Origin of the sequence: Cupriavidus alkaliphilus, from assembly GCF_014191175.1 — a bacterium.
Taxonomy (GTDB): domain Bacteria; phylum Pseudomonadota; class Gammaproteobacteria; order Burkholderiales; family Burkholderiaceae; genus Cupriavidus; species Cupriavidus alkaliphilus.
In genome coordinates this window covers 163,684-190,096 of the sequence record NZ_JACHWE010000007.1, presented here as the reverse complement: position 1 = coordinate 190,096, position 26,413 = coordinate 163,684, and the positions used below count along the sequence as shown (strand labels likewise).

Sequence of the window (26,413 nt, the reverse complement as noted above, 5' to 3'; positions counted from 1 at the left end):
AACGGGCCGGCGGCCAGCGCGCCCGTTCCCGCACATTCCTGGCGGACCGGCACCCGGCGCGCTGCATGAACGCGGCGGCCGGGTTAAGCTTGCGGTTTCACCGCCCACCAGGAGAACACGCATGTACCAGGATCTCGCCCTCTATATCGACGGGGAATTCATCAAGGGAGGCGACCGGCGCGAGCAGGAGGTCATCAACCCGGCCACGCAGGAAGTGCTGGGCCAGTTGCCGCACGCCACGCGCGCCGACCTGGACCGCGCCCTGGCCGCCGCGCAGCGCGCCTTCGAAACCTGGAAGAAGACCTCGCCGCTGGAGCGCGGCAAGATCCTGCGCCGCGTCGGCGAGCTCGCCCGTGAGCGCGCCCGCGACATCGGCCGCAATATCACGCTGGACCAGGGCAAGCCGCTGGCCGAGGCGGTCGGCGAGATCATGGTCTGCGCCGAGCACGCCGACTGGCACGCCGAGGAATGCCGCCGCATCTACGGCCGCGTGATCCCGCCGCGCCAGCCCAATGTGCGCCAGCTGGTAGTGCGCGAGCCGATCGGCGTCTGCGCCGCGTTCACGCCGTGGAACTTCCCCTTCAACCAGGCCATCCGCAAGATCGTCGCCGCGGTGGGCGCGGGCTGCACGCTGATCCTGAAGGGGCCGGAGGACTCGCCCAGCGCGGTGGTGGCGCTGGCGCAGCTGTTCCACGATGCCGGCCTGCCGCCGGGCGTGCTCAACATCGTCTGGGGCGTGCCGGCCGAGGTCTCGACCTACCTGATCGAATCGCCGATCGTGCGCAAGATCTCGTTCACCGGCTCGGTGCCGGTGGGCAAGCAGCTGGCGGCGCTGGCCGGCGCGCACATGAAGCGCGTGACCATGGAGCTGGGCGGGCATTCGCCGGTGCTGGTGTTCGACGATGCCGACATCGACCCGGCCGCCGAGATGCTGGCGCGCTTCAAGCTGCGCAACGCCGGCCAGGTGTGCGTGTCGCCCACGCGCTTCTACGTCCAGGAGAAGGCCTATGACCGCTTCCTGGCGCGCTTTACCGAGGTGATCGGCTCGATCAAGGTCGGCAACGGCCTGGAAGACGGCACCCAGATGGGCCCGCTGGCGCACGAGCGCCGCGTGCTGTCGATGGAACAGTTCCTCGACGATGCCAGCCAGCGTGGCGGCAAGGTGGTGGCAGGCGGCTCGCGCCTGGGTGACAAGGGATACTTCTTCGCCCCCACCGTGGTCACCGACCTGCCGGACGACTCGCGCCTGATGACCGACGAGCCCTTCGGCCCGGTGGCGCCGGTGACGCGCTTCAAGGACACCGCCGAGGTGCTGCGCCGCGCCAACAGCCTGCCCTACGGCCTGGCGTCGTATGTGTTCACCAACTCGCTGAAGACCGCGACCGAGGTGTCCAACGGCCTCGAAGCCGGCATGGTCAACATCAACCACTTCGGCATGGCGCTGGCCGAGACCCCGTTCGGCGGCATCAAGGATTCGGGCATCGGCAGCGAAGGCGGCCTGGAGACCTTCGACGGCTACCTGGTGACCAAGTTCATCACCCAGGCCTGAGCGCCCGGGCACCGTGCCAGGCGGCGTGCCGCCGGCTCCCTCCCCGGGGCCGGCGGCGCCTCCCCGTCAGCGGAAGAAGATGCCGCGCGTCAGGAACGTATGATTCGCTTCTTCCGCCATCAGCCAGACCAGCACCAGCAGGCACAGCGGCGGGATCAGGATGGCGCAGATCAGCGCCATGCGCTCCCAGGCCATGTGCATGAACACTGCCACGATCAGGCCCGCCTTCAGTCCCATGAACAGCAGGATCAGGGTCCAGCGCAGGTAGCCGCTGACATGGAAGTAATCGACCATGTACGACAGCGCGGACAGCACGAACAGCAGCAGCCAGATCTTCAGGTACAGCCCGATCGGATGCTGCTGGCCGTGGTGCGCGGCGTCCCCGCCAGCAGCATGCGCAGGCGTTGCTGGCGCCGCGGGGGTTGCAGGGTTCGATGCCATGGCCACCCTCACCAGAGATAGAACAGCGCAAAGATGAATACCCACACCAGGTCGACGAAGTGCCAGTACAGGCCGGCAATCTCGACGATCTGGTAGTTTCCGGTTGCTTCGTAGCGCCCGCGCAGCACGCGCGTGGCCACCACCAGCAGGTAGATCACGCCGCATGACACATGCAGGCCGTGGAAGCCCGTGATCATGAAGAAGGTGGAGCCGAACTGCGCCGCGCCCATCGGGTTGCCCCACGGCCGCACGCCCTCGTCGACGATCAGCTTGGTCCATTCGAAGGCCTGCATGCCGACGAACAGCGCGCCGAACGCCGCGGTGATGAACATCAGCGTCGCGCATTCGCGGCGCGCGCGGCGATAGGCAAAGTTGACCGCCATCGCCATGGTGCCGCTGCTGGTGATCAGCACGAAGGTCATGATGGCGATCAGCAGCAGCGGGATGTCGGCGCCGCCCACGTGCAGCGCGAACACCTCGCTCGGGTTGGGCCACGGCACCGTGGTCGACATGCGCACGGTCATGTAGCCGGTCAGGAAGCAGCTGAAGACGAAGGTGTCGGACAGCAGGAAGATCCACATCATCGCCTTGCCCCACGACACCTTGAAGGCCTGCTGGTCCGCCGACCAGTCGGCCAGCATGCCGCGCACGCCGCCGACCGGCGGCGCGGGCGGCGCGGGCGCCACCGCGGGGGCGGCCGATGGTGAAGACAGTTGCGTGGACATGCCGGTCCTCCTTGCCGCCGGCGCTAGGCCGTGCCGCAGATGTAGCGCACCAGTTCGGGCGTGAGCCAGCCCAGCGCCGCCAGCAGCACCGCCCACACCGCCAGCAGGAAATGCCAGTAGCGCGCGCACAGCCGCAGGCGCAGCACCGCGGCCTCGCCGCTGCCGCGCGCCGTCATGGCGAAGCCCCAGCCAGCCAGGCCGCCCAGCACGTGCAGCCCGTGCATCGCGGTCAGCAGGTAGAAGAAGCTGCCGGCCGGATTGCCGGCCGGCATCACCTGCATCGCGCCGAGCGCCTGCCATGCCCACAGCTGCGAGGCGACGAAAGCGGCCGCGCCCAGCCCGCCCAGGCGCAGCGCGCGCCTGGCCGCGGCCATCTCGCCCCGGCCCGCCGCGCGCGAGGCCACCGCCATCGCCACACTGCCCGCGGCCAGCAGCGCGGTCGACAGCCATACCTGCCACGGCAGCGCGATGCGGTGCCAGTCGGGGCTGTCCATGCGCAGCGCGTAGGCCGTCAGGAACAGCGCGAACAGCGACGTGACCACGCCCATGAACACCCACAGGCCGATGCTGGCGGGTGCGCGGCGCTGCGGGTGGCGGTTGGCGGCGTTCTCGCCGGACGGGTTGCCGCCGAAGTCGTCGCGGCTGACCTTGTAGACGGCGTCGGCGTTCATGCTACGGCTCCACGGCTGGCGTGCGGTTCAGGCTCCGGCCCGCCTTCCTCCGGCGGCGCGTTCTGGGCGATAAAGTCGTCGCGCGCGCCCGGCACGCTGTAGGCATAGGCCCAGCGGTACACCACCGGCAGGTGCGGGCCCCAGTTGCCGTGCGCGGGCGGGGTCTGCGGCGTCTGCCATTCCAGCGAGGCCGCGCGCCACGGATTGCCATCGGCCTTGCGCCCGTGCCGCAGGCTCCAGAACAGGTTGAAGACAAAGATCAGCTGCGCCGTGGCGACCACGAACGCGGCCACCGAGATATACATGTTCATCACATGCGCCGATTCCGGGATAAAGGCGTAGTTCTCCCAGGCGTAGTAGCGCCGCGGCATCCCGAGCACGCCCAGGTAGTGCATCGGGAAGAAGATGGCATAGGTGCCGACGAAGGTCACCCAGAAGTGGATGTTGCCCATCCTGTCGTCCAGCATCCGCCCCGTCACCTTGGGATACCAGTGGTAGAGCCCGCCGAACACCACCAGGATCGGAGACACGCCCATCACCATGTGGAAGTGCGCCACCACGAAGTAGGTGTTCGACAGCGGGATGTCGACGCTGACGTTGCCCAGGAACAGCCCGGTCAGCCCGCCGATGATGAAGGTGCTGATGAAGGCGATGGCGAACAGCATCGGCACGGTGAAATGGATATCGCCGCGCCATAGCGTGATGACCCAGTTGTAGACCTTGATCGCGGTCGGGATCGCGATGATCAGCGTGGTGGTGGCGAAGAAGAAGCCGAAATACGGGTTCATGCCGCTGACGAACATATGGTGCGCCCACACCACCACCGACAGCACGCCGATCGCCAGGATCGCCCAGACCATGGTGCGGTAGCCGAAGATGCTCTTGCGCGAATGCACGCTGATCAGGTCCGAGACGATGCCGAAGGCCGGCAGCGCGACGATATAGACCTCGGGGTGGCCGAAGAACCAGAACAGGTGCTGGAACAGCAGCGGGCTGCCGCCCTTGTACTGCAGCTGCTGCCCCATCGACACCATCGCGGGCATGAAGAAGCTGGTGCCCATGGTCTTGTCGAGCAGCATCATCACCGCCGACACGAACAGCGCCGGAAACGCCAGCAGCGCGAGGATGGTCGCCATGAAGATGCCCCACACCGACAGCGGCATGCGCAGCAGCGTCATGCCCTCGGTGCGCGCCTGCAGCACGGTGGTGACGTAGTTGAGCCCGCCCATCGTCGCCGCGACGATGAAGATCGCCAGCGATACCAGCATCAGGATGATGCCCCAGTCGTGCCCCGGCGTGCCGGGCAGGATGGCCTGCGGCGGATACAGCGTCCAGCCCGCGCCGGTGGGCCCGCCCGGCACGAAGAAGCTGGCCAGCAGCACGATCACCGACAGCAGGTAGACCCAGAAGCTGAGCATGTTGAGGAAGGGGAACACCATGTCGCGCGCCCCCACCATCAGCGGGATCAGGTAGTTGCCGAAACCGCCCAGGAACAGCGCGGTCAGCAGGTAGATCACCATGATCATGCCGTGCATGGTGACGAACTGGTAGTAGCGGTTGACGTCGATAAACTCGAAGCGGCCCGGGAAGCCCAGCTGCATGCGCATCAGGTTGGACAGCGCCACGCCCACCAGGCCCACCACGATCGCCACGATGGTGTATTGCACGGCGATGACCTTGTGGTCCTGGCTCCAGACATAGCGCGTCCAGAAGCTCTGCGGCGCGTGATGGGCGGCGTCATCGGCGTAGGCCATGCAGGTCTCCTCACTGGCGCGGCGGCGCGGGCGCGGCCGTGGGCGGCACCGCGACGGCCGTCGAAGTGGTATAGGTGCCGGACGCGGCGCCGGCCGTGGCCGCGGGTGCTGCCGAACCCGCCGCCGCGGTCGTGGCGGCGCTGGTGGCGGCGGCTGGCCCCGGCGGCACGTCCGCGGGAGCGACCGGCGCCACCGTGCCGGCGTCGGCCGCGCCGCTGCTGACCGACTTGATATACGCGGTCAGCGCCGCGACCTCGTCGTCGCTGATCGGCACCTTCGGCATCACCGGACCGTAGCCCTTGACCAGCCGCGCATGCGGGTCCGCAATCTCCTTGTGCAGGAAGGCATCGTCCACCTTGGCGCTGCTGCCGTCGGCAAAGCTTTCGGTCTTGCCGTACAGGCCCTTCCAGGTCGGCCCCACGCCCGGATTGCCATCGATGCTGTGGCAGCCGACGCAGCCCTTGCTCTGCGCCAGCGCGCGGCCCTTCTCGATGGTGCCGGCCGCACCCGCGGCACCTGGCGCTGCCGCGGCCATCGCAGCGGGCGGCGCCGCGGCCTTCGCCAGCGTCATGGCAAAGGTCTGCTGCTTCGCCAGCCACGCCTCGAACGCGGCCGGCTCTTCCACCACCACCGTGCCGCGCATGTTGTAATGCCCCACGCCGCACAGCTGCGCGCACAGGATGTCGAAGCGTCCCGTCTGCGTCGGCGTGAACCAGAATGACGTCACCATGCCGGGCACCATGTTCATGCGCGCGCGGAACGGCGGCACGTAGAAGTCATGCAGCACGTCCTTGGAGCGCAGCAGCACCTTGACCGGCTGGTTCAGCGGCAGGTGCACTTCCGGGCCGACGATAACGATGTTGTCGAGCCCGCGCGGATCGTCCGGATCCAGCCCGAGCGGATTGGCGCCGGTGACGAAGCGCGCGTCGGAAGCGCCCAGCTGCCCGCTCTTGCCGGGAAAGCGGAAGGCCCATGACCACTGCTGCCCGACCACTTCCATCACCATCGCCTCGCGCGGCGGGCGCACGTAGTCGGCGTAGACGAACAAACCCGGCGCCAGCAGCAGGATCACGCCCAGCGTGGTGCCGCCGATCAGCCAGAGTTCCAGCCTGCTGTTTTCAGGATGATAGGACGCTCGGTGGCCGCTGCCGCCGTTGGGGTGCGGCGCATCATGGCGGAAGCGCCAGACGATGTAGCCGACGAACAGGTTGATGCCGATAAAGAAGATGCCGGTGATGACGAGGGTAATGGTCAGCGTGTCGTCCATCTGTTTCCAGTTGGACGCCAGCGGCGTTGCCCACCACGGGCTCAGGAAATGGAAGAGCACCGATGCGGCAACCATGACGACGAGTGCGATGGCCATCGCCATATCCACCCTCCTCCTCGCGCGCGGCGAGGGATGCGCAAGTCACGCAGGTAGAGATAAGACTAGTGCATGCCGTCAGGTCACTGCAAGGCGACACGCCGGCGCATCGGTGTCGCACTGCACAAGCGCGCGCGCAAGGAAAAAGCGGCGGCGGGAACCCGTGATCCCCGCCGCCGCTGCAGCGCTATGTGCCCTGCCGTGTACTGGCCGCGTATCGGCCGCATACCGGCCGGCTTCGGCTCAGTGCGACACGTCCTTGCTTTCCAGCTTCCAGTAGCACGCCGCCGCCGCGATGCCGAAAATCAGGTGTCCGACAAAGGTATGCCAGCCGCGCACCTCGACAAACCACGGGAACGCCCGCGTCATCACATAGAAGTTGAAGACGTAGACCACCACCCCGAACACCGCGCCCGCCAGCATGGCCAGGCCCAGGCTGGAATCGAGCGTGAACGGCGCCAGGATTGCCGCCAGGATCATGCCCAGCACGGCGCCCAGCACGAAGTGGATCACCAGCGCCGCGGCCACGGTGCCGACGCTGAACAGCGAGGTCTGCAGCACCTCAGGCCCCATTACGATCGCCGCGATCATGCGCGTCGCCACCCAGGGGTTCACGCCCGACACCATCGACGACCAGAACAGCTCCAGCACCAGCAGCAACGCGCCCGCCGCCAGGCCCGAAACCGCTGCCGCGGTCCAGTCCGGCAGGCGCCGCACGTAGTGGTGCGATCGCATGTGAAGTTCCATAGCCACCTCCGTCTCTCGTCGGCGGGGCATCGCACGAAAGGGGAAACACGCCCCGCGTCTCTGCTCAGCATAGGACACGGGTTATGCGCTTCGAGAGCGGCAAGCCGAAAAAAGGCTCGGATTGCGTACGTCGCGCAACGGCCCGGCCCGGGCAAGTGCGGCCACCGATACCTGCCGGACAAGGACAAGCGCCGCATCGGGGACAATCCCGATGCGCACACCATCCATACGGCACACACTGCCTATACTGGAATCACAAAAGAGAGAGACAGGAGACCGCCATGCACTTCACCGCGCATGATCTTGTATTCCTGATTCCGATGGCGCTGGTAGGCGTGATCGCCATGGGCTCGATCCCGGTGACCGCCAAGTTCCTGCGCATCAGTTGCCGCACCATGGGCGCGCTGATCGGCGCACTGGTCGCGGTGCTGGTGCTGGAGGCATTACCGCTGCTGATCTGACTCCGCCGGGGTCTGCTCGACACCCAGCGGGAGGAGGGCCGCCATGTCGATCGGCCTGCTTGCCGTCATGATGGCGGCGTTGCTGTGCATTACCGTATTCTGGGCGCTGTGGCGCTGCAGCCATCCGCATACGATGCGGTATCGGCGCTGCCTGGCGCAGCGTCAGCGCGCGGGGTTGAGCCGGCACGCGCCGCGCAGGCACGGCTGAACGACCAGCGCCACCGCAGCGTCCGGGAGTCACGCGTTTTTCTTGCCCGCTTCAACTGTCGGCGCGCGCAGCGCCGCAAACGGCGCTTTCACGGTACCCCAACCTCTCCATCACCGAGTCCTGTCGTTCCGCCAGCTCGGCATCCCGCCGCGTCGCCGATGAGTTATTTCGCTGGGCAAACTAGGTATTCCCTGCGTCACTTATCCGCCTAAACTGCGCCACATTGGCACCCGCTTTGTGGCGCAGTTCAGAAAACTGCGCCACAATCGCGCCATCATCTTAAGCGAACTGCGCCACGGCCGATTATGTCAACCGCCCATGCCTTGCTAGAAAGCATCAGAAACGCCTCCGCCGGATTGATGCTCGCCGAGTTGCTGGCACAGCATCCCGACCTTGCGCGGCGGACTGCCCAACGCTGGATCAGCCAATGGATCGATGGCGGACAGGTCACGGCAATCGGCGAAGGGCGCGCACGTCGTTATTTCGGGGCGAACACGCCGGAGGTTGCCGCATCCTTACCTGAGCGAGACCGCTTCCCGGATTACATCCCGCTATCGGCCGACAGCCGCGACATCGCGGCGTATATCGATCGGCCTCCGGAGGCACGCAAGCCAGTGGGCTACCAACGCGACTTCCTTGACGCCTATCGGCCTAACGTCACACGATATCTTTCGGAATCGCTTCGGCGTCAGTTGCACAAGATGGGCAAGACAGCGCAACCTGACGCGCCCGCCGGAACCTACAGCAGGGCCATCCTCAACCGGCTGCTGATCGACCTGTCATGGGCGTCCAGTCATTTGGAGGGCAACACCTATTCCCGCCTCGACACCCGCGAGTTGATCGAGCACGGGAAGGCGGCGCAAGGCAAGGCGGCCATCGAAACACAGATGATCCTCAACCACAAGACAGCCATCGAACTGCTAGTGGAGAACATCGGTACGGTGGGTTTCGACCGCTATACGTTGATGAACCTGCATAGCGCGTTGTCGGAGAACCTGCTACCCAACCCCGCCGATGAAGGCCGGATTCGACAGCACGTCGTGGACATTGGCCAAAGTGTTTACCGCCCCCTGTCAGCACCACAGCAAATTGAGGAGGCACTGAATATCCTGCTCGGGAAAGTGGACCGGATCTCCGATCCCTTCGAACAGTCATTCTTCATGCTGGTGCACCTGCCATACCTGCAACCATTTGCGGACGTCAACAAACGCACCTCGCGCCTCTTGGCCAATCTGCCGCTGTTCCGTGCAAACCTTTGCCCCCTGACCTTCCTGGATGTACCGGAGCAAGCTTATAGTCGCGCCATCCTTGGCGTGTATGAGATGACCCGCGTCGAATTGCTGCGTGATGTCTTCGTTTGGGCCTACGAGCGTTCAACCCAAGAGTACGTGGCCATCAAGCAGGATCTGGCGGAACCCGATCCGCTCCGCCTTGCCTGGCGTGATGTGGTCAAACACGCAATACGGGACGTCGTGCTTCACCCTGACCAGGATGCGCTAGCTGTTATTCGGCAGGTCGTACTGGCAAAAGTGCCCGAGGTCGAACATGACAACGTGCAGGCGCTGATCATAGAAGAGCTCCGACGGCTGCATGAGGGCGTGCTGGCCCGCTACGGATTGCGCCCTTCGGAACTCGCAGCCTGGAAGGCAACCCAGGTGGCTGCGCCTTCCAACTGATGTCACGGCGCCGGCGGCGATGGCGTCAGCCACAACGAGATCGCGTGACGATGAACCCGCCAGAAAAAACCAACTAAGAAGTGCCTGCCGCGTTACAGCTCGATCATGGCGAATTCGCCCTTGCCGACGTCGCATTCCGGGCAACGCCAGTCATCGGGGATGTCCTCCCAGCGCGTGCCGGGGGCGATGCCGTCTTCCGGCCAGCCCTGCTCTTCGTCGTACACCCAGCCACAGATCACGCACACCCACGTCTTGTAGGCGACGGCGGCTTCCATTGGCTCCTGCTGCAAAATTCACTCCTGATTCGGCGATGGAACGGATTGTCCGGGCCGAATCATACCGGTTTTCGGCGCAGGGCCCGTGGCGGCGCCGCAGGTTGCGGCGCCGCCACCCGGACTAGCCGCGGACGGAAAAGTCCACGCGGTTGGGCGTGCCCTTGTCCTTGAGGCCCTCGGCGCTGAGCTTGGGTGCGGTCAGGAACAGCCGGCTTTCCGGCACCTTGCCTTCGCGTTCGAGCGCCTGCTTGACCACCAGCGCGCGCTGCTCGGCCAGGCGCTTCAGGTCGGCCTCGGTAACGGTGGCGTTGGCCATCAGCAGCTTTTCCATCTCCTCGGGCGGCAGGGTCTTGGCAAAGCCGACGAAGTTGCGCGGCTTCTTCATCGAAGTGCGCTTGTAGACCTGCTCCAGGTATTTGGGGTATTCGGCCTTCGATACCTTGACCTCGGCGCCCTGTTCGCCGGCTTCGTCGTCGCCGGCCTCGGCGCCGGCCTGCGCGTTGTCGCGCAGGTCGCGGCGCTTCTGCTCGGCCACGCGCGCATCCAGCCAGGCGCGGCGCGCGCCGGCCTCATCGGTGGCGGGATCGATGCGGCCGCTGATTTCCAGCCGCAGCGAGGGCCGGTCATTGAGCGCCTGGCCCAGCTTGGCGATCTTGTCCTTCGCCGCCGGGGTCAGGGTGGCGGTGCCGGGCGCGAACTCGACATAGCCCAGCTCCTCGCCGCTGCCGCCGAAGGCCGAGGCGATCAGCGAGAACGGCGACGTGATCGCCTTGGTCAGCAGGTTGACGATCACGCGCACGATCACGCCGCCGATGCTGAACTCCGGATCCGACAGCGAGCCCGACACCGGCAGGTTCACGTCGATCACACCATTCCGGTCCTTGAGCAGCGACACCGCCAGCAGCACCGGCAGCTTGGTCGCATCGGGACTGTCGACGCGCTCGCCGAAGGTCAGCTGATCGAGGAACAGGTGGTTGCGCGCATCGAGCTTGCCGTTCTCGATCTTGTAGGCCAGGTCGACGGTCAGCTTGCCCTTGGTAATGGGGTAGCCTGCGTACTTGGCGGCATAGGGGGTGAGCCGCGTCAGTTCGACGCCCGCGGCCTTGGCGGCAATATCGAGGAACAACTGCTCGCCCAGCGGATTGAGCTTGCCGCTGATATTGACCGGCGCGTCGTCGTCGATGCGGCCGTCCAGCACCAGGTCGGCCGGCGTGGGATCGCCCGACGACACCTTGGACACCGAGCCCTTCATGCCGGTCAGGTTGGCGGTGTAGTTGGGCTTGACGAAGAAGTCCGAGAAATTGATGTTGCCCTTGTCGACCGAGACCCCGCCAATGCGGATCTGCGGCTTGGGCCCGCCCGGCTTCTGCTCGACCTGGGCGGTACGCGTGTCACCGACCTGCACCGGCGGCGCGGCCGGCGCCGAGGCCGGGTTGGCCTGGGTCAGGCTGGTCGACGGTGCGGCCTCGCCCTTCTCCGCGCCACCGGCCAGCACGTCCTGCAGGTTCAGGCGGCCGTTGGCGTTCAGGATCACGCGGGCGTAGAAGTCGGACAGCGCGATATTGCCCAGGCTGACGCGCATCGGTCCCTTGCTTTCGTCCATCGCAAAGTCGATTCCCGACACCGCCAGCGAGCGCCAGCGCAGGAAGTCGTCGCCGCTGACGCGGTCCACCGTGCGCACATTGCCGGTCTGCACATTGCCATTGAAATGCGCGGCAAGCGGCTTGCCGGCGGGCGCATCGACATTGAGCCGGCCCTTGACCGTGAGCGTGCCGCTGCGCAGCGCGGCGTTGAAGCGGTCGGCCAGGTAAGGCTGCAACGGGCTCACGTCCACCTGGCGCAGGTCCAGCTGCAGCCGGCTGGCCGGCAGCGCCGGCAGCACGGTGCCATCGAGGCCGATCACGCCGCGGCGGCCGGATTCGGCATGCAGCTTGACCGGCACCGCCGCCGGCGTCAGCGGCCAGGCCACGGCGCCGGTGCTCAGCCCGATATTGCGGAACTGGTGGATCACCGGGCGGCCGCGGTTGGCCTGCGCCGGCTGGTAGTCCGCCAGGCGGGCGCTGCCGCCTTCCACCACGACCTTGCCGATATTGGCCTTCCAGCCGCCGCCGGCAGCAGCGCCGTTGGCACCATTGGCGCTGGCCGGGGCCGTGCGCCGCGGCGCGGCGCGTGCCTGCTGCGCGGATTCGCTCGCCCACAGCCGCGCCATCTCGAGCAGTTCGCCGCGATGGTCGCGCGTGGCGGCGACCTGCGGCTGCGCCAGCGTGACCTGGCTGGTGGCAAAGGTCTGTTTGGCGAGGTCGAACTGGATATCGTCCAGCACCAGCTTCTGCGCCTGCAGCAGCGGCAGCGCGGCACCATCCCGGCCACTGCTGCGGTCGCCGGCGCGGTCGCGCGTGCGGCGGCCGGCGCCCTGTGGCCTGTCTCCGGCATTCGCGTTGGCTTCGCTGCCGCGCGGCGCGGCGGCCGCCGGCATCACCACCGGGTCGCGCGTGGCGAGGTACAGCGGTGCCAGCTCCAGCCGCGATTTTTCCAGCACGAACTGGAACTGCGGCGTGCCCCACGCCATGCGGTAGTGCAGTTCCGCATTGACCGCGGTGGTGCCGAACTGGCTGCGCAGCTCGCGCGGCCACCAGGCGGCAAACCCCTGCGGGCGCAAGCCGGTGGTTTCCAGCGTGCCGGCCATCGAGCCGTCGCGCAGCAGCAGGTCGCCGGTGTGGTGCAGGGTCTGGCCGTCGGCCACGGTCAGCGTGGCCTCGACGCGCACGGGCTTGTCGCCGTCGGTGCCGGCAAAGCCCTTGACCTCGGCATCGAGCGGCCCGAGCGCGAGCTTGCCCGGGCCCGACGGCGCCAGCGCGTCCTCGAATCCCAGCCGGGCCTGCCTGACGACGATGCGGTCGACGGCGTAGCGCCACGGCACTTCCTTGGATGCGGCCGTCGCGGGGGCGGCCGGTGCGGCCGAAGCGGCAGCCGGGGCCGAGGCCGGCGCGGGTGCCGGCGCCACGCCATCGGTGGACCGGCTCACCGCCTGCGGCAGGAAAGCCGTGGCCAGGTTCAGCGAGCCGTCCGCGCGCCGCGCCGCCTCCACCGCCAGTCCTTCGATCTCGACGCTGCGCAGCTGCGCGCGATGCGCCAGCGGCTCCAGCCTGGCGATATCGACCGCCAGCTTGCCGCTGCGGACCAGCGGCTGGCCAGCGCGCGTGCGCACGTCGGCATCGCGCAGCGCGGCGGTGCCCAGCACCACCATCTCCTGCGTGTCCTTTTGCTGGCGGAACGCCACCGTCAGCCGCGTATCGAGTTTGCCGGACTTGACCTCGGCATCGCGCAAAGCCGGCGCGAACGCCATCATCCGCGCCACCTCGAGCCCGTCCAGGTTGACGTTGAGCCGGGTCTGGCGCGAATCGGCAAACGGCAGCACTTCGCCGTCCAGTGCCAGCGGCGTGCCGTTGACCCGGGCGCTCAGCGTGGGCCGGGTCACGATCTCGACGTCGTGCGGCAGGTTGGAAAGGAACGGCAGCGTCAGCGTCAGGTTGTCGACGCGCAGCGTGGTGTCCAGCAGCTTGTCGTCATAGCGCAGGCTGCTGCCCGTTACCGCGATGTTGTTCACCGAGAAGCGCGCCGGCTCGGCATCGGCCGGCTTGGGCGGCAGCGCCGCGAACTTCTCCTGCACATCGGCAAAGCTCATGCGCCCGTCGGCGCCGCGCACCACGTGCACGGCCAGGCGGTCGACATGCAGGTTGTCCACCACCGGCGCCAGATGCCAGATGGAGGCCAGCGAGGTATTGGCCTGCGCCTCGCCCAGCGTCAGCGCCGGCGTCTTGCCATCGCGCTCATAGATGGTCAGGTCGGTCAGCGTGGCCGCCAGTTCGAACGGCCGCACATGGGCCTGCCCCAGCGTGACCTTGCGCCCGAGCGCCTCGGTCGCGTTCTTTTCGACCAGGTACTTGATCAGCGGCGGGCCGCCGAAATACCCCGCCAGCCCGAACACTGCCAGCGCCGCCGCCACGCCGCCCGCAATGCGCACGGCCAGCCGGCCGCGCGGCGTGGCAGCCACCGTGGCTGCCGCCTGGATGGATTGCTTGAATGCCATGACGTTCCAGAAATTCCGACCCCGCGTACCGGCGCTGCACGCTGCTTTGTGCCCCGGATTTCGAATTTCTCGACATTATGGCAGCATCTGCGACATCTCCACCAAGGCAGGCCTCGACCAGATCGAAGTCAAGGCCGGTGACCGGGCGCGCAACGCCAGGGCGCGGCCACCATCGGCGGATGGCCACACGCATAGACTTCTACTCCACTCATATCGGGAAAGTCGCGCCCGCCCGCTTCCTGCACAACGCCTTCGCGCCCCGTCCATCCCTCTGCCGGCTGGAAAGGGACCGGCACAAAGCGAAACTGCGCCGCCAGCGTCTTCCATTCCCGCACCTCGTCGATCGCATCTGGGTCCTCTTGTCTGCGCCCACCCGAGTGGCTTCATCGCTTGACGTTCGGCGGCCGATTGGCAAGCGCGGCGCCGAACTCGGCTGCCGCCCAATGCAGCAGCCGTTCCCGCTCAGAACCTGCCGCAGTTGTAAGGCGCCGGCAGTCCGTCGAACCGGCTCTTTATATAGGCAAGGGCCAACGGTATCGCGGCGACAGCGGCGGGCACATGGCCGGGCACGTCCAATGCATCGAACTGCACGGTCGCGCCACGGTTGCACCACCTTACCGCGCCATCGTGCCCGGCCCGGTACGACACGATGTCGTCGAGCTGGGAGTGCACCACGTACACCGGCGCAGCCGGGGCGACAAGTCCCAACAACTGCTGGTTCACCGCTGGCGCGAGCGGTTGCTCGCCCAAGTGTGCCGGGACCGGACGACCGTCGTTGGTGAGTGTCGAGGTCTGCAGGAAACCGTGCTGCACGACAGACTGCGGCGCGCATTCCTTGATCACCTGGGACATAGTCTGCTGGCCAGCAGCGTTGAACATGTCAAGGAACCCCTGTTTCGGGTAAGCCGCGTTCAGCCCCTGGACCATATACAGCAGGAAGGCGACACTTTGCTTTCCATCCAGAAACTGCGCCACTTGCTGCAGGTCGGCCGGCGCCGAACCGACATAGGCACCCTTCAACTGCAGTTCCGGTGCATAGCTCGACTGCAACTCAGCGGCTGCACCCGATGCCAGGCCACCCTCCGAATAGCCCCAGAGGGCCACAGGGCCTGCGGCGGGCAGGAAGGCTGAGGTCAGGCGCTGCGCCGCACGGAGCGAATCCAGCACCGCGTGTCCCAGGGCGTTGCGATTGAGGTAGGTCGGCACTCCTGGCGTGCCCATACCCTGATAGTCGGAGACTGCGACACCGTAGCCGGCGTTCAGCAGTGCTGCAATGCCGGCGGTTTCATACTCCGTCGCGGTGGTGAACTGGTATGACGGCGCGCATTGGTCGCCCATGCCCTGCGTACCGACGGCAAAGCCGATGATCGGGCGCGGCCCCGATCCGAGCCATGGCAACGCAGGAGTGATTACGGTACCGGTGACCGCCATGCGCGCACCGCCGGTGTCCCGGCTGCAGTACATGATGCGGCGGGCCGAATACGGCGTCTGGGTCGGGAGCACGAAGCTGGACGGTTCGTCCTTGATAACGTCACCATTGTTGAAACAATAAGATGCCAATGGCGACGGCGGGGCGTAGAAACCTCCCACGTCACCGGCCTGTACCGGGCTGGTGCGCAGGCCGATGGAAAGCACGGCAATAGTCGCTGCAAAAGCCGCAATCCTGTTATGGCGACATGGCATATGCATGATCTCTCTACCCCAAAGTTGAAATAGAACTCCCGCCCCGCCTCTCGCATATCGCGGCAGCAGCACATGACGCAGTGGCATATCCCGCGCATCCTGGTCCGCTCTTATGGCCGGGAAGAACGTTTGCCACTGCCTGTCGACAACATAGGAAATGCGCTGCCGGCGGACTGTCATCCGAATTACAATCCGGCGCTAGGAATTTCCCTAAGGCCATGCCCTTGGCGCAGACGGTCGGCTACTCACGGCGCAGGCGCTACCGCCCTGCCGGCTCGCGGGTCACCAGATCCGCACAGGCAGGGAGATTCCAGTAGTACGCGCCGACCTGCATGTCCTTGTCGAAGACCGCTTTCAGCTGGCACCTCAGCACGTCGGACTTGTGCTTGCCGGTGCGGAAGTTGAACAGGTAATCCCATTCTTGCGTACCATTAACCTCGTTGAAGTGCGGGGGCCCGGCGAGCGCGTAAAGCTGGTCCTTCGTCAGGCCAACGTTGAGCGACCGAAGTTCGCTGACATTGGGGAAGGTCCCCCCAGCCGGCCAGGCGCTGTCGGCACGCGGGAAGTCTGGATTGGTGGCGTGGCCGTCGTCTGTTGCCTGGCTGGAAACCATGGTGCAGCCTTGCATCGCTGTGGCAAGCGCGAGCACGGCAAGCGTGGCCGCCCATTTCCGATTGATAGCCCTAGCAAGAGCGTTGCGTAGGATTCGATGCCCCCGTGGTGCCGGGCCACGGGGAGATGGCTGTCTTGCGGCGATCACCAGTGGAAGCCAGCGCCGACGGCTACGCCGACGTTTCCGCGGGTGTTGGTGGTCGCGTTCGCGCGATAGACCCAGCGGCCGCTGTCCGACATGGCCGAGAGGCCCAGCGCCATCGCTGATTGGCCACCGTAGGTGCCGCCGGCGATTGCTGCCATGCCCTTGCCCGGCAGGGTGGACTGCGGCAGTGCCGCCATGGCCATTGCTGACGCCGTGCCGCCATAGGCGTCCTTGCGGACGTTGCCGATCTGCTGGTCGGTATAGCTGTTGGCCATGCTTTGCGTCTGTTGGAGCTGGCTGACGTTCACGGCATCGGTGTCTGCGGTGCCGGCGGCAACGTTGGTGATCTGGCGCTCATTGCCCACCGCGCCAACCGACACCGAGTTATCGCGCGAGGCGGCGGACCCTGCGCCCAGCGCGACACTGTTGGCGCCGGTTGCCACCGCACCGCTGCCGAGCGCGACTGCGGCGTTGCCCGTAGCCTGCGCGTTGGCGCCCTGGGCTACTGAATTGCCACCCGAAGCCAATGCCCTGTAGCCCGTCGCAACATCGTTCTTGGCCGCGGCCACTGCTTCATAACCGACCGCAGTCGCGCCCTCGCCCTGGGCGTGGGCGTCTGCGGCAGGCAGCCCGGTGTCGTTGGTGCGGACATACTTGACGCCGGTGCCGTTCTCGGTGATGTACGTCGCGCTGGTGTCGCCCGTAATGTTGTACAGCTGCGCGCCGTTGACCGCGTCGGCGCTGGTGGCCGAGATGTCGCCCTGGGCCACGTTTCGGATCCGGGTGCCACCGGTCTTGCCGCCATCCTGCGAGGCCGTGGCGCCCATCGTCACGCTGTTGTAATTGACCGTGCCGTCGGCATTGGTGTCGTACTGCACCGCCTTGCCGGCCAGGCTTTCGATGGCCTGGTCGGTCGCGTAGAGTTGCGAGCCATTCACCGCGTCAGTACTGGTCGCGCTGACCCGCCCTGCCGCGACGTTGGTGATGGTGCGCTCGCTGCCAGCGTCGCCCACGCTGACGGTGCTGGTCGGGCTGGTTCCGGCATAGTTATAGCGCTGTCCGTTGATGGTGGTGCCGGTTGTCGCCACGGCTGCCGCGGTGACGGAATTCGCGCCCAGCGCCACATCGCCCGCGTTGTTGGCTACCGCGCCCGTGCCGACGGCAACCGAGTCGGCACCGCTGGCGACGGAGTCGACGCCGGTGGAGTTGGCGTGGAAGTACTTGGAGCCGGTGTTGTAGATGTTATTGACTTCGTTGGCGATGTTCGTCACGTACTGGTTGGTCTCATACAACTGGGCACCGTTCACCGCGTCCGTGCTCGTCGCGGACAGGTCGCCTTGAGACAGGTTGGTGATACGGGTACCACCGGTCTTGCCGCCATCGGACGACTTGGTGCCGGCAAGCGTGACCGTGCTGTAGTCAACGGTGCCGTCGCTGTTCACGCCGTACTGGACGGCGCGGTCGTTCAGCGTGTTGACGGTAGTGGAGATCGCGTTCACCGCCTGGTTGGTCGCAGCGAGCTGCGAGCCGTTCACCGCATCGGTGCTATTGCCGTCGAGTCGGCCGGCTGCCACGTTGGTGATGGTGCGTTCACTGCCCACGTCGCCAACGCTGACAGTACTGGTGGGGCTCGCGCCGGCAAAATTGTAGGGATTGCCACCGATGGTGGCGCTTGCCGTGCCCACCGCCGCTGCCGTTTTCGAGCCTGCGCCGAGCGCGACGTCACCGGCATTGCCGGCCTGCGCCCCGGCGCCGAGCGCCAGCGCATTGGTGCCGGCGGCATTGGCGTTGGCGCCGGCGGCCAAGGCGTTTGCGCCCAGCGAAATCGCGTTCATGCCGATCGCGATCGCGTTCATCCCCAGCGCTTGCGAGTCGAGGCCCGTCGAGTTGGCGTGGAAGTACCTGGTGCCCTTCTCGTAGATATTGTCGATGTCGTCACCCAGGTTGGTGATGTCGCCTTGCACGGCGTACAGCTGCGCGCCATTGACCGCATCGGCGCTGGTGGCCGAGACCTCGCCCTGGGCCACGTTGCGGATCCGGGTGCCGCCGGTCTTGCCGCCGTCGCTCGACACCGCGCCCGCCAGCGTCACGGCGTTGTAGTTCACCGTGCCATCGGCATTGGTGTCGTACTTCACCGACTGATCGCCCAGCGTCTCGACATGGGTCTGAATCTGGTTGACGGCCTGGTTGGTCGCGTACAGTTGCGAGCCGTTCACGCCGTCGGTACTGGTGGCGCTCAGGCGGCCGGCCGCCATGTTGGTGACGGTGCGTTCGGCACCCACGTCGCCCACGCTGACAGTGCTAGCCGGCGCCGTGCCGGCAAACGTGTAGGCCGTGCCGCCGATGGTGGCGCCGGTCGTTGCCACGGCGGCTGCCGTCTTCGCGTTGGCGCCCAGTGCCACGTCATCCGCGTTTGCCGACACTGCGCCCACGCCAATGGCCACCGAATTTGTACCCGTGGCCTGTGAATCGGCACCCGCTGAGTTGGCGTGGAAATACTTCGTGCCTGTATTAAACAGGCTCGACATGGCATCGCCGACATTGCTATAGGTACCGTTGCTGCCCAGGTTGAAGGTGGGAGCGCTGATGCTGCCGGACGTAGGATCATAGGCAGCGCCGCCCCCCAGTGCGGCCGCCGCCGAGCTTCCGGCATGGTCGATCTTGTCGGAGGCGGACATGAGCTGGCTGACGTTGACCGCATCCGTCGCCAGCTGGCCTGCTGCCACGTTGGTCAGCAAGCGTTCCTGGCCGGCCGTACCGAAGGACGCTTCGCTGAACGGCGCGGTGCCGGAGAGCGCGGTATTGCCTGGGTTGTATCCGCCGGTAGCCGGCAGGCTCGTAGCGGTCCTGCTGCCAGCGCCGATCGCAACCGAGTTGTTCGCGGTAGCGCTTGCTCCGTTGCCGAGTGCCGTGCTGTTGGTGCCAGAAGCCTTCGCGGCGGTTCCGATGGCGGTCGCGCTGGCCTCGGCCGAAGCGGCGTTGCCGACGGCCATGGCGTTTGCCCCATTGGCCCGCGCAGTCGTGCCTATCGCGGTGCCATTGGTTGCCGCGGTGGCCTGCTGGCCGATCGCCGTGGCGTTGGCGCCTAACGCCGTGGCAACCGCCCCCAGTGACGTTGCATTCGCCGCTGCCTGGGAGCCGTTGCCGATGGCCATCCCGTTCGTGCCTGTCACGACCGCGCTGCCGCCGATTGCTACGGAATTGTCCCCCGTGGCATTGCTTCCCTTGCCGAGTGCCACGACACCGCCATTGCCGGTGCCGGTGGCCTGGTAGCCAATGGCGATGTTTGTACTGTGGTTAACATTGGCACCTGCGCCCAGGACAACGGTATTCACTCCGTAACTGCTGGCACCGTCCCCGATCACCAGACTCCCGGCACCCGTGACGAGGGGATTGCCATAGTAGTTCAGGATCGTTGCATTGCGGCCAATGACGATGGCGCCACCGCCCCCGATCTGGTTCAGGTTCTTCGCATTTTCGCCGATCGCGATATTGCCGTCCGCGTTGCCGGCGCTGGACTGGGCGCCAGCGCCAATGGCGACACCACCGGTACTATTGCTGCCGCCCGTATTGGCGCCATTGCCGATGGCAATGGCATTGGTGCCATTGGCGGAACCGCCGTCCCCGACGAAGTTGGCTTGGGCAACGCCGCTGGCCAGGGCGACCGTGACCAGCGTCGCTGCCAGCCCGGCGCGGCACGCAAGGAGACGGATACGCCGCTTCCCGCCCGCACCCTTGCCCCGCCCCATAGCGGTCTCGCTGACTGCCACCCATCCACCAAGTGATTCATTCCAAATCAAGCGAAAAGCCTTGTTCATGATTATATTTTTCCAGACTGATTTGCGATTAATTAACCAGCGGGTCGACCTGGCCACGGCCATCAACCCGAATAAACCGAACCCCGGGAGAATAAAAAAACGCAAAAATGCGCTCGACCCTGAATGGGTAGGGCATTTTGGATACCGGCGTGACGGAGAATGAGAGCTAGACTCGCCTTAGGCGATGTGGGATTGCCAGGCTAAGTGGCGAGGGAGAGATACAACATAGAAATGGTGTTCACTGAAGCACCACTTCTATCGACGTGCAAGGCAGCGCAATGTGGGTTGGTGCCTGCCCTCAAAGCGACGCGTCGTGGTGCAGGACGGACCGCCTGTTGACACCTTCTAACGGTGTTCCGCAACGGCCTGCCGGCTGACATCGACAGAATGGAGGAAATGCACCAGAAATGTAATAGAAGAAATTCGAAAATCTACCGGCGTTTTCTTCCTGGCAGCACTTCGTCGCCCCAACGCGGGAACCTTTTGACGATTTGACTATTCACTCTGCCCATACCGCTGGGATCGCCGTGCGCGACAGCGGCGCACCGATGCCGAATAGGGCGATCACGATTTCAAGCCATGGGCCTGCGCATAGTCGAACAGTTCCGCATCGTTCGTCACGCCAAGCTTGCGCATGGCACTGTGCTTCTGCGTGCTGACGGTATTGGCGCTGCGGTGCAGGTGCCGCGCCACTTCCGTCGTGGTCATCCCGCTGACACAGAGCCGCACCACCTCTAATTCGCGCGGGCTGAGGTTGCGCGCGGTGCTGTCCGGCGAAATCCGGGATGCCCAGTTCTCCATCTCGGCCCGCAGCGATGTGCCCAGGCCCGTCCGGCCCTGGTAGGCGGCGCGGATGACCGCAGGCAATTCCGACAGGTCGTCACGCTTGTTGACAACGCCCAGCACGCCGGCGGCCTGCATGCTGGCGACCAGCCCGGCGTTCTCCAGCATGGTCAGCACGACCACCCGAAGCGCGGGAAACTTGATGCGGATGGCATTGAGCATCGCCAGTCCATCCGGCGCGTTCTCGCACGGCATGGAAAAATCCGTGACCAGGACATCGCAATGCGTGGTCCGAAGGATATCCATCAGCACGCGCGAATTGTCGGCATCCGCGACGACCGCTATGTCGCCGGCATCCGCCAGCTTTTGCCTGACCCCGACGATGATCAGCGGATGGTCGTCCGCCAGTACCACTCTGATTGTCATTCGTTCGTCTCGTTCTTATACCGATTCGTTTTTCCGTTGCGGCGCCTGGTTGCATTCGTCGGGCGCACGCCCACACTCGCGGCAACTTGGCGGCGGGCGGACCGCCTCGCCCACGCCGCCCCTTGCGCTATCCCCCCCGTCAAGCACGCCGAGCAGATAATCCAGCATGTCGAGCACCGCGCCAGCGCTGCCGCGAATGGAACCCATGGCACCCGACTTCACGATGTCGTGGAACGCATCGAGCAGCGCATCCACGTGGGGCTGGCGGAACAGCGCTAGCGCACCGCCGACACGATGGCACCACGCGCGAAGCCCGCTGACGTCGCCCCGGTCGAGCAGCGTGACGAGCGTCTCGCGATCCGGTACGAACGCCTCGCGGCAAGCGCGCAGCATAGCGTCGTTGTCGCCAAGATTGAGCGCGTTGCGCACGGCCTGGGGCTCGACGCAACTCGGGTCGAAGTGCAGGCTACCGGACCGGTTCGCGCCCGGTGCCGGCGATCCAGCCGGTATATGGCCGCGCGCGGTGCTGTCATCGGTGGTTGCTGGGCCCGCGCCGGCCTGGTGCGCTTGCACCGCGCTTGCCAGCCCGGATTGCAGCGACGCCAGCGTGGTTGGCTTCAGCACGCAAGCATCCATACCGACTTCGAAACACTGATCATGTTCTTCCCGGACCGTCGTAGCCGTAATCCCGACCACTGGCAGCGTCCTGACTGTCTTACGTTCGTGCGCACGTATCCGCCGGGTGAGTTCGAAGCCGTCCATGACCGGCATGTGGCAGTCTGTCAGCACCAGGTTGAACACCTCGGCGTTCAACGCCTCAAGCGCATCCCTGCCGTTCTCGACGATCGTCGGCGCATAGCCCAGCAGGATGAGTTGCTGCCGTATCACCTCCTGGTTGATACGGTGGTCCTCGGCGACGAGGATGCGCTGCCGTGCACCGAATTCAGCGGCCTTCTCCGACAACCAGTGCTGCGGCGCGATAGCCTTGTGCCGGACCGCGCTGGTCGCGCCAGCCGCGCCATCCGCCTGCAGTTCCAGCGCGCTTTCCGCTGCGCCGATAAAGGCTTCCCAGCGCAGAGGGTTGACGCTCAGGCGTACCCCAGCCTTGTCGGCCTGGAACCCGCGCTGCTTCCACTTGGTCGTCACGCCGATCACGCACGATGTCGCGGCGGGAGACGGCATTTGCCGGCTATCGGCAAAGACCAGTGCCGCCGCGTTGGTTTCCTGGACGCAGCGCATTCCGGCGGCCCGCGCATGCTCGCGCAGTGCATCGGCCACTTCGGTGTCGCTGACGTGCATCGCGACGCTGCGCCCTTTGAGCAGCGGCAGGTCATACTGCTGGCACAGCACCGAGCACGGCACCAGCAAGGCGGCAGTGGTGCCCACGCCCTCCTCGCTTTCCAGCGTCAGGCGCCCACCCATCATATCCGCCAGCCGTCGCGAGATCGCCAGGCCGAGGCCGGTGCCACCGAAGCGCCTGGTGGAACTGCGCTCGCTTTGCACGAATGGCGCGAACAGCCGCTGTACCTCTTCCCTGGGAATGCCGATGCCGGTGTCCTGCACTTCGACCAGCACCGTGGCGGTATCCGCTTCGCGCGCATGCACCATCGCCCGCAGCGTCACGCTGCCGCGATCGGTGAACTTGATGGCGTTGCCAAGAAGGTTGAACAGGATCTGGCGCATGCGGATGCCGTCGGCCGCCACGGTGGCCGGCACATCGGCGTCCACGCTGACGCGCAGCTGCAGCCCTTTTTGCTGTGCCTGGGCCTGCAGCAGCGCGCACACGCTGTCGAACAGCTCGCGCAAGTCCAGCGGCATGGGCGAGATGGTGAGGCGGCCGGCCTCGATCTTGGCGTAATCGAGAATATCGTCAAGGATTCGCGCCAGCGCCTCGCCCGATTCCCTGGCCAGCGCGAGCATGCGCCGCTGGTCCAGGTCGAGGGGCGTGTTCTGCAGCAGCTCGACCAGGCCGAGGACGCCGTTCATCGGCGTACGGATCTCATGGCTCATCATGGCCAGAAAACCTTCTTTTGCGTGCAATGCCGCTTCCGCGGCATCCTTGGCGTCGCGAAGCGCTTCGGCCTGGCGCATGCGGCCGGTCACATCGGACATCACGCCATTCCACACGGTCACGCCCCCTGCCAGGCGTGGCACCGCGCGCACGTGGACCCAATGCAGCCCCGTACCCACCATGATCCGGGCCTCGAATTCGAACGGTCGCCCCAGGCGCGCGCTTTCGCGGATGGCCGCGTGGATGCGCGGCAAGTCCTCGCGGCAAAAACAGCTGTTCTGCTCGGACCGTATTCCCACCAGCGATGCCGGATCCAGCCCCAACCCGATGCAGTCGCCCGCGGCATAGGTCACTTCCCAGCTGTCCTTCTGACCGTCGATGGGGAAGCGGGTCTGGAATACCGTTACCGGCAAGCTATCGATGACATCGGTCAGTCGGCGCTCCAGCATCTCGGCCCGCTCACGCGCCTCGTCGATATCCGTGACATCGAAGTGCACCGTGACGACGCCGCCGGGCGCCTTCTCCGGGGTGCGGAAAGGCACCACCCAGTACACCAGCCGCCGCACCTGTCCCGCCGCATTCTGGAACTGGAACTGCGTATGTTGCGGCACCATCGAAGCAATGGCGGCATCATGCAGCGCCAACACTTCGTCGGCAATATGGCGAGGCAGGCTGAGCACTTCGGACATCGGCTTGCCGATCGCGTCGGCCTTGCGTATGCCAAAGAAGTGCTCGAACGCCGGGTTCAGATCCATGTAGCAGTAGTCCGCGCTCTTGGCCGAAACGGGTTCCGGCAAGCAGGCCAGCAGCGCTTCCTTCAAGGCGAGTTCATGGGCAAGCCTGGCTTCGGTCTTCAGCCGCAGCGCCACCAGCCGGCGCATGCGCACGTAGCTGATCGCACCCGCAATACCGATGCCGGCGACAAGGAGAATGAAGGGCCAGGCGCGTCGCATCAGGTCCTGCCACGGCGTGCCGAACTGGTAGACCGCTGAAGTCCAGCGGCGCTCGATGCGGAACCGGTCCAGTTCCGGCATGCTCGCCAGCGTGCGTGCCATCACCTCATGCAGCGGCGCCAGCGAAGCGGCGGTTTGCAGCCCAAAATCTTCGTCCAGCCCGGTCGCCCCTGCAACCTTGAGCTTGTTCGAAAATCGATCGCGGACCATCGCATCCATGGTGTTAAGGTTACCGATCGCGGCGTCGGCACGGTTGGCGTCGACCAGCTCAAGGCCAGCTTCTATGCTGGCCACTTGGATGATGTGGGCTGGCGGCATGCGCGCCCGCAACACAGCCGACATCGGATCGTCGCGCACCAGCGCCACGCGCTGCCCCACCAGCCCGCCCAGCGACTTGACATAAGCAGTGTCCTTGCGCGTGACGATCACCAGGGGAACATGGCTGTACACACCAGCATCCAGCGCGCCATGCGGGGCATCCTTGCGCCGCATGGCGCCTGCGATCAGGTCGACGCGGCCGTCGCCCAGGGCTGCGTAGGCGGCCTCCGGGCCGGCTGTCCGCACGTACAAGAAGTCTACGTTCAGGATCCTGCCAACTTGGGTAAGGAAGTCAATGGTCAGGCCTTCAGGCTGCCCCCGCGGACCTTCCATGGAGAACGGGGGCAGCAGGCGCGGCACGGTATAGCGCAGGGTCTTGTGCGCGGACAAGGCCTCGCGCTCGACGGCCGACAGCTGCACCGTCGTGGGCCCGCCACCGTCCTCGCGCAACCATCTGTCGCGCAAGGTTTCCACGACGCTGTCGGGCAAGTCGGCAAGACGCCGGTCCAGTTCATGGATCAGCGCAGCGTGCCCCGCGGCCGCCGCGAAGCGAAAGGCCCCGACCCCGACGTCGATCCGCCGCACCGCCTGCAGCGCCGAGAAACGCGGGTCGCGCAACATCCGATGGGCGGTGAAGTTGAGCCCGACAAAGGCGTCTGCCTTGCCGTCCACCACTGCCTGCAGCGACGCCTGCAAGCCGTCCGCCTCGACGCGCTTCGCGGCAGGAAAGCGCTGCGCCACCTCTGCGCCCCACGCCGACGCGCGCTCTGTGACAATGGTGCCGTCGCCCGGAAACGCAGCCTCGCCGGAACCGGCGCGATCGTGGCGTGCCACCAGCAGCGCGGCGCGCTCCAGGTAAGGCGACGAGTAGACCAGGCAGTGCGTGAACTCGTTGCGCGGCACCGCGTCGAGCAGGATGTCGACCTTGCCTTCGCAGGTTGCGCGCAAGGCATCGTCGCGGCGATCGAAAATGCGGACTTCCAGCGTTGTGCCGCTGGCATCGATCAACCGGTGCAGCAGTTCGCCGCTGAAGCCGCCAAGCCTGCCATCGATTATGCTTTCGAGAGGCTCACGCTCGGAGGTGACACCCACTACCAGGTGCGTGGGCACACCGCGTGCGCCTGGGCGGGGGTGAACGTCCGCCGTGGCTGCCAAAAGGGAAAGCAGCATGAACCCCGCGGGCAGCGCCCGGGACAACCATGGCATCAACCGGTGCTCCTCCTTCTGCATGGCAGTTGTAACGCGGCAAAGCAATGCCGCGCTGCCATTTGCCAAATGCCGGCCGCCTTGCGCAAAGCGGTGGGTCGCTGGCTTCGGACTTCACTGTAGAAGGTCGAAACTGATTCGGCAACCCGGAGCTCATGCTGCAGCGCAGCCGTCAATCGATTGACCATCTCCGGCGGCTTGTTGCCTGGCCTCTCGCCGGCGAAGCTTCCTGCCAGAATTTGGGGCAAGCAACGGCCCGCCCTTATAGCGCCTGGCACCGGCGCGCGCGACCGCAACGCCACGGAAGGTACCGGAGACCTCGGTAAAGAGTCTGTTCCACATGACAGATGCTGCGCAGGAATGCAAGCCATGATTACTGCCGTGCCGATGGCGCAGTGGCTCCGACAACAAAAAGGCGGCTGTGCGCCAAGCGCTACGGAACCATTCGGAGCGTGGCACCGGGCATCGCACCTGGACGCCGATGTCAGCGCGAAGGAG

Annotated in this window: 17 protein-coding genes and 1 pseudogene; 4 read left to right on the top strand and 14 right to left on the bottom strand. The window is 66.1% G+C overall.

Features of this window, described 5'->3' with window-relative positions; all coding sequences use genetic code 11:
• Nucleotides 1–121: 121 nt before the first annotated feature.
• A complete protein-coding gene (locus tag FHX60_RS22150) occupies nt 122–1,549 on the top strand; it encodes an NAD-dependent succinate-semialdehyde dehydrogenase (RefSeq protein WP_112776442.1) in 1,428 nt (475 codons plus the stop codon).
• A gap of 66 nt (nt 1,550–1,615) precedes the next feature.
• On the opposite strand, the gene FHX60_RS22145 is transcribed toward FHX60_RS22150, so the two are convergent.
• From FHX60_RS22145 to FHX60_RS22120, 6 genes are all read right to left on the bottom strand, one after another.
• The gene (locus FHX60_RS22145) at nt 1,616–1,990 is read right to left on the bottom strand and encodes a cytochrome C oxidase subunit IV family protein (RefSeq protein ID WP_112776441.1); all 375 of its coding nucleotides are present in this window, start codon (nt 1,988–1,990) and stop codon (nt 1,616–1,618) included.
• Between the two features lie 8 nt (nt 1,991–1,998).
• Nucleotides 1,999–2,715, bottom strand: coding sequence for a heme-copper oxidase subunit III family protein (locus tag FHX60_RS22140; protein WP_183284639.1), 717 nt, complete (start codon nt 2,713–2,715; stop codon nt 1,999–2,001).
• A gap of 23 nt (nt 2,716–2,738) precedes the next feature.
• Entirely contained in the window at nt 2,739–3,386 is a 648-nt protein-coding gene (locus tag FHX60_RS22135) for a cytochrome c oxidase subunit 3 family protein (RefSeq protein WP_092310872.1), read from the bottom strand.
• The gene (gene ctaD, locus FHX60_RS22130; protein ID WP_092310875.1) at nt 3,383–5,140 is read right to left on the bottom strand and encodes a cytochrome c oxidase subunit I; all 1,758 of its coding nucleotides are present in this window, start codon (nt 5,138–5,140) and stop codon (nt 3,383–3,385) included. Before ctaD ends, FHX60_RS22135 begins: the two co-directional genes overlap by 4 nt.
• 10 nt (nt 5,141–5,150) lie before the next feature.
• The gene (locus FHX60_RS22125; protein ID WP_112776440.1) at nt 5,151–6,509 is read right to left on the bottom strand and encodes a cytochrome c oxidase subunit II; all 1,359 of its coding nucleotides are present in this window, start codon (nt 6,507–6,509) and stop codon (nt 5,151–5,153) included.
• A 237-nt stretch (nt 6,510–6,746) separates the two neighbouring features.
• A complete protein-coding gene (locus FHX60_RS22120) occupies nt 6,747–7,250 on the bottom strand; it encodes a hypothetical protein (RefSeq protein ID WP_112776439.1) in 504 nt (167 codons plus the stop codon).
• Nucleotides 7,251–7,531: 281 nt separating this feature from the next.
• On the opposite strand from FHX60_RS22120, the gene FHX60_RS22115 reads away from it, so the two are divergent.
• The 3 genes from FHX60_RS22115 to FHX60_RS22105 all read left to right on the top strand — a co-directional run bounded on the left by FHX60_RS22115 (nt 7,532) and on the right by FHX60_RS22105 (nt 9,595).
• Complete coding sequence (locus tag FHX60_RS22115; RefSeq protein ID WP_041228702.1) at nt 7,532–7,711, top strand: hypothetical protein; 180 nt, start codon at nt 7,532–7,534, stop codon at nt 7,709–7,711.
• A gap of 43 nt (nt 7,712–7,754) precedes the next feature.
• Nucleotides 7,755–7,919, top strand: a complete 165-nt coding sequence (locus FHX60_RS22110) for a hypothetical protein (RefSeq protein WP_181487063.1) — start codon at nt 7,755–7,757, stop codon at nt 7,917–7,919.
• Nucleotides 7,920–8,224: 305 nt separating this feature from the next.
• Complete coding sequence (locus tag FHX60_RS22105; RefSeq protein ID WP_183284638.1) at nt 8,225–9,595, top strand: Fic family protein; 1,371 nt, start codon at nt 8,225–8,227, stop codon at nt 9,593–9,595.
• 92 nt (nt 9,596–9,687) lie between these two features.
• Here FHX60_RS22105 and FHX60_RS22100 read toward each other — a convergent pair whose 3' ends face one another.
• The 8 genes and pseudogenes from FHX60_RS22100 to FHX60_RS22065 form a co-directional block, all read right to left on the bottom strand.
• Nucleotides 9,688–9,885, bottom strand: coding sequence for a rubredoxin (locus tag FHX60_RS22100; protein WP_018008339.1), 198 nt, complete (start codon nt 9,883–9,885; stop codon nt 9,688–9,690).
• A 106-nt stretch (nt 9,886–9,991) separates the two neighbouring features.
• Nucleotides 9,992–13,960 (bottom strand): DUF748 domain-containing protein, encoded by a 3,969-nt coding sequence (locus tag FHX60_RS22095; RefSeq protein WP_183284637.1) that lies wholly within the window; start codon nt 13,958–13,960, stop codon nt 9,992–9,994.
• 128 nt (nt 13,961–14,088) lie between these two features.
• Nucleotides 14,089–14,322 (bottom strand): annotated as a pseudogene (locus tag FHX60_RS22090) (CDP-6-deoxy-delta-3,4-glucoseen reductase); the annotation flags it as partial.
• Nucleotides 14,323–14,422: 100 nt separating this feature from the next.
• Nucleotides 14,423–15,649 carry a lipase family protein gene (locus FHX60_RS22085; RefSeq protein WP_221210099.1) on the bottom strand — a complete coding sequence of 409 codons (1,227 nt, stop codon included), beginning with the start codon at nt 15,647–15,649 and terminating at the stop codon, nt 14,423–14,425.
• A 253-nt stretch (nt 15,650–15,902) separates the two neighbouring features.
• Entirely contained in the window at nt 15,903–16,256 is a 354-nt protein-coding gene (locus FHX60_RS22080; protein ID WP_183284636.1) for an outer membrane protein assembly factor BamE, read from the bottom strand.
• Between the two features lie 143 nt (nt 16,257–16,399).
• Entirely contained in the window at nt 16,400–20,218 is a 3,819-nt protein-coding gene (locus tag FHX60_RS22075; protein ID WP_183284635.1) for a YadA-like family protein, read from the bottom strand.
• A 564-nt stretch (nt 20,219–20,782) separates the two neighbouring features.
• Nucleotides 20,783–21,415, bottom strand: coding sequence for a LuxR C-terminal-related transcriptional regulator (locus FHX60_RS22070; protein WP_258397024.1), 633 nt, complete (start codon nt 21,413–21,415; stop codon nt 20,783–20,785).
• 27 nt (nt 21,416–21,442) lie between these two features.
• Nucleotides 21,443–25,939 (bottom strand): ATP-binding protein, encoded by a 4,497-nt coding sequence (locus FHX60_RS22065; protein WP_183284634.1) that lies wholly within the window; start codon nt 25,937–25,939, stop codon nt 21,443–21,445.
• Nucleotides 25,940–26,413 lie beyond the last annotated feature (474 nt).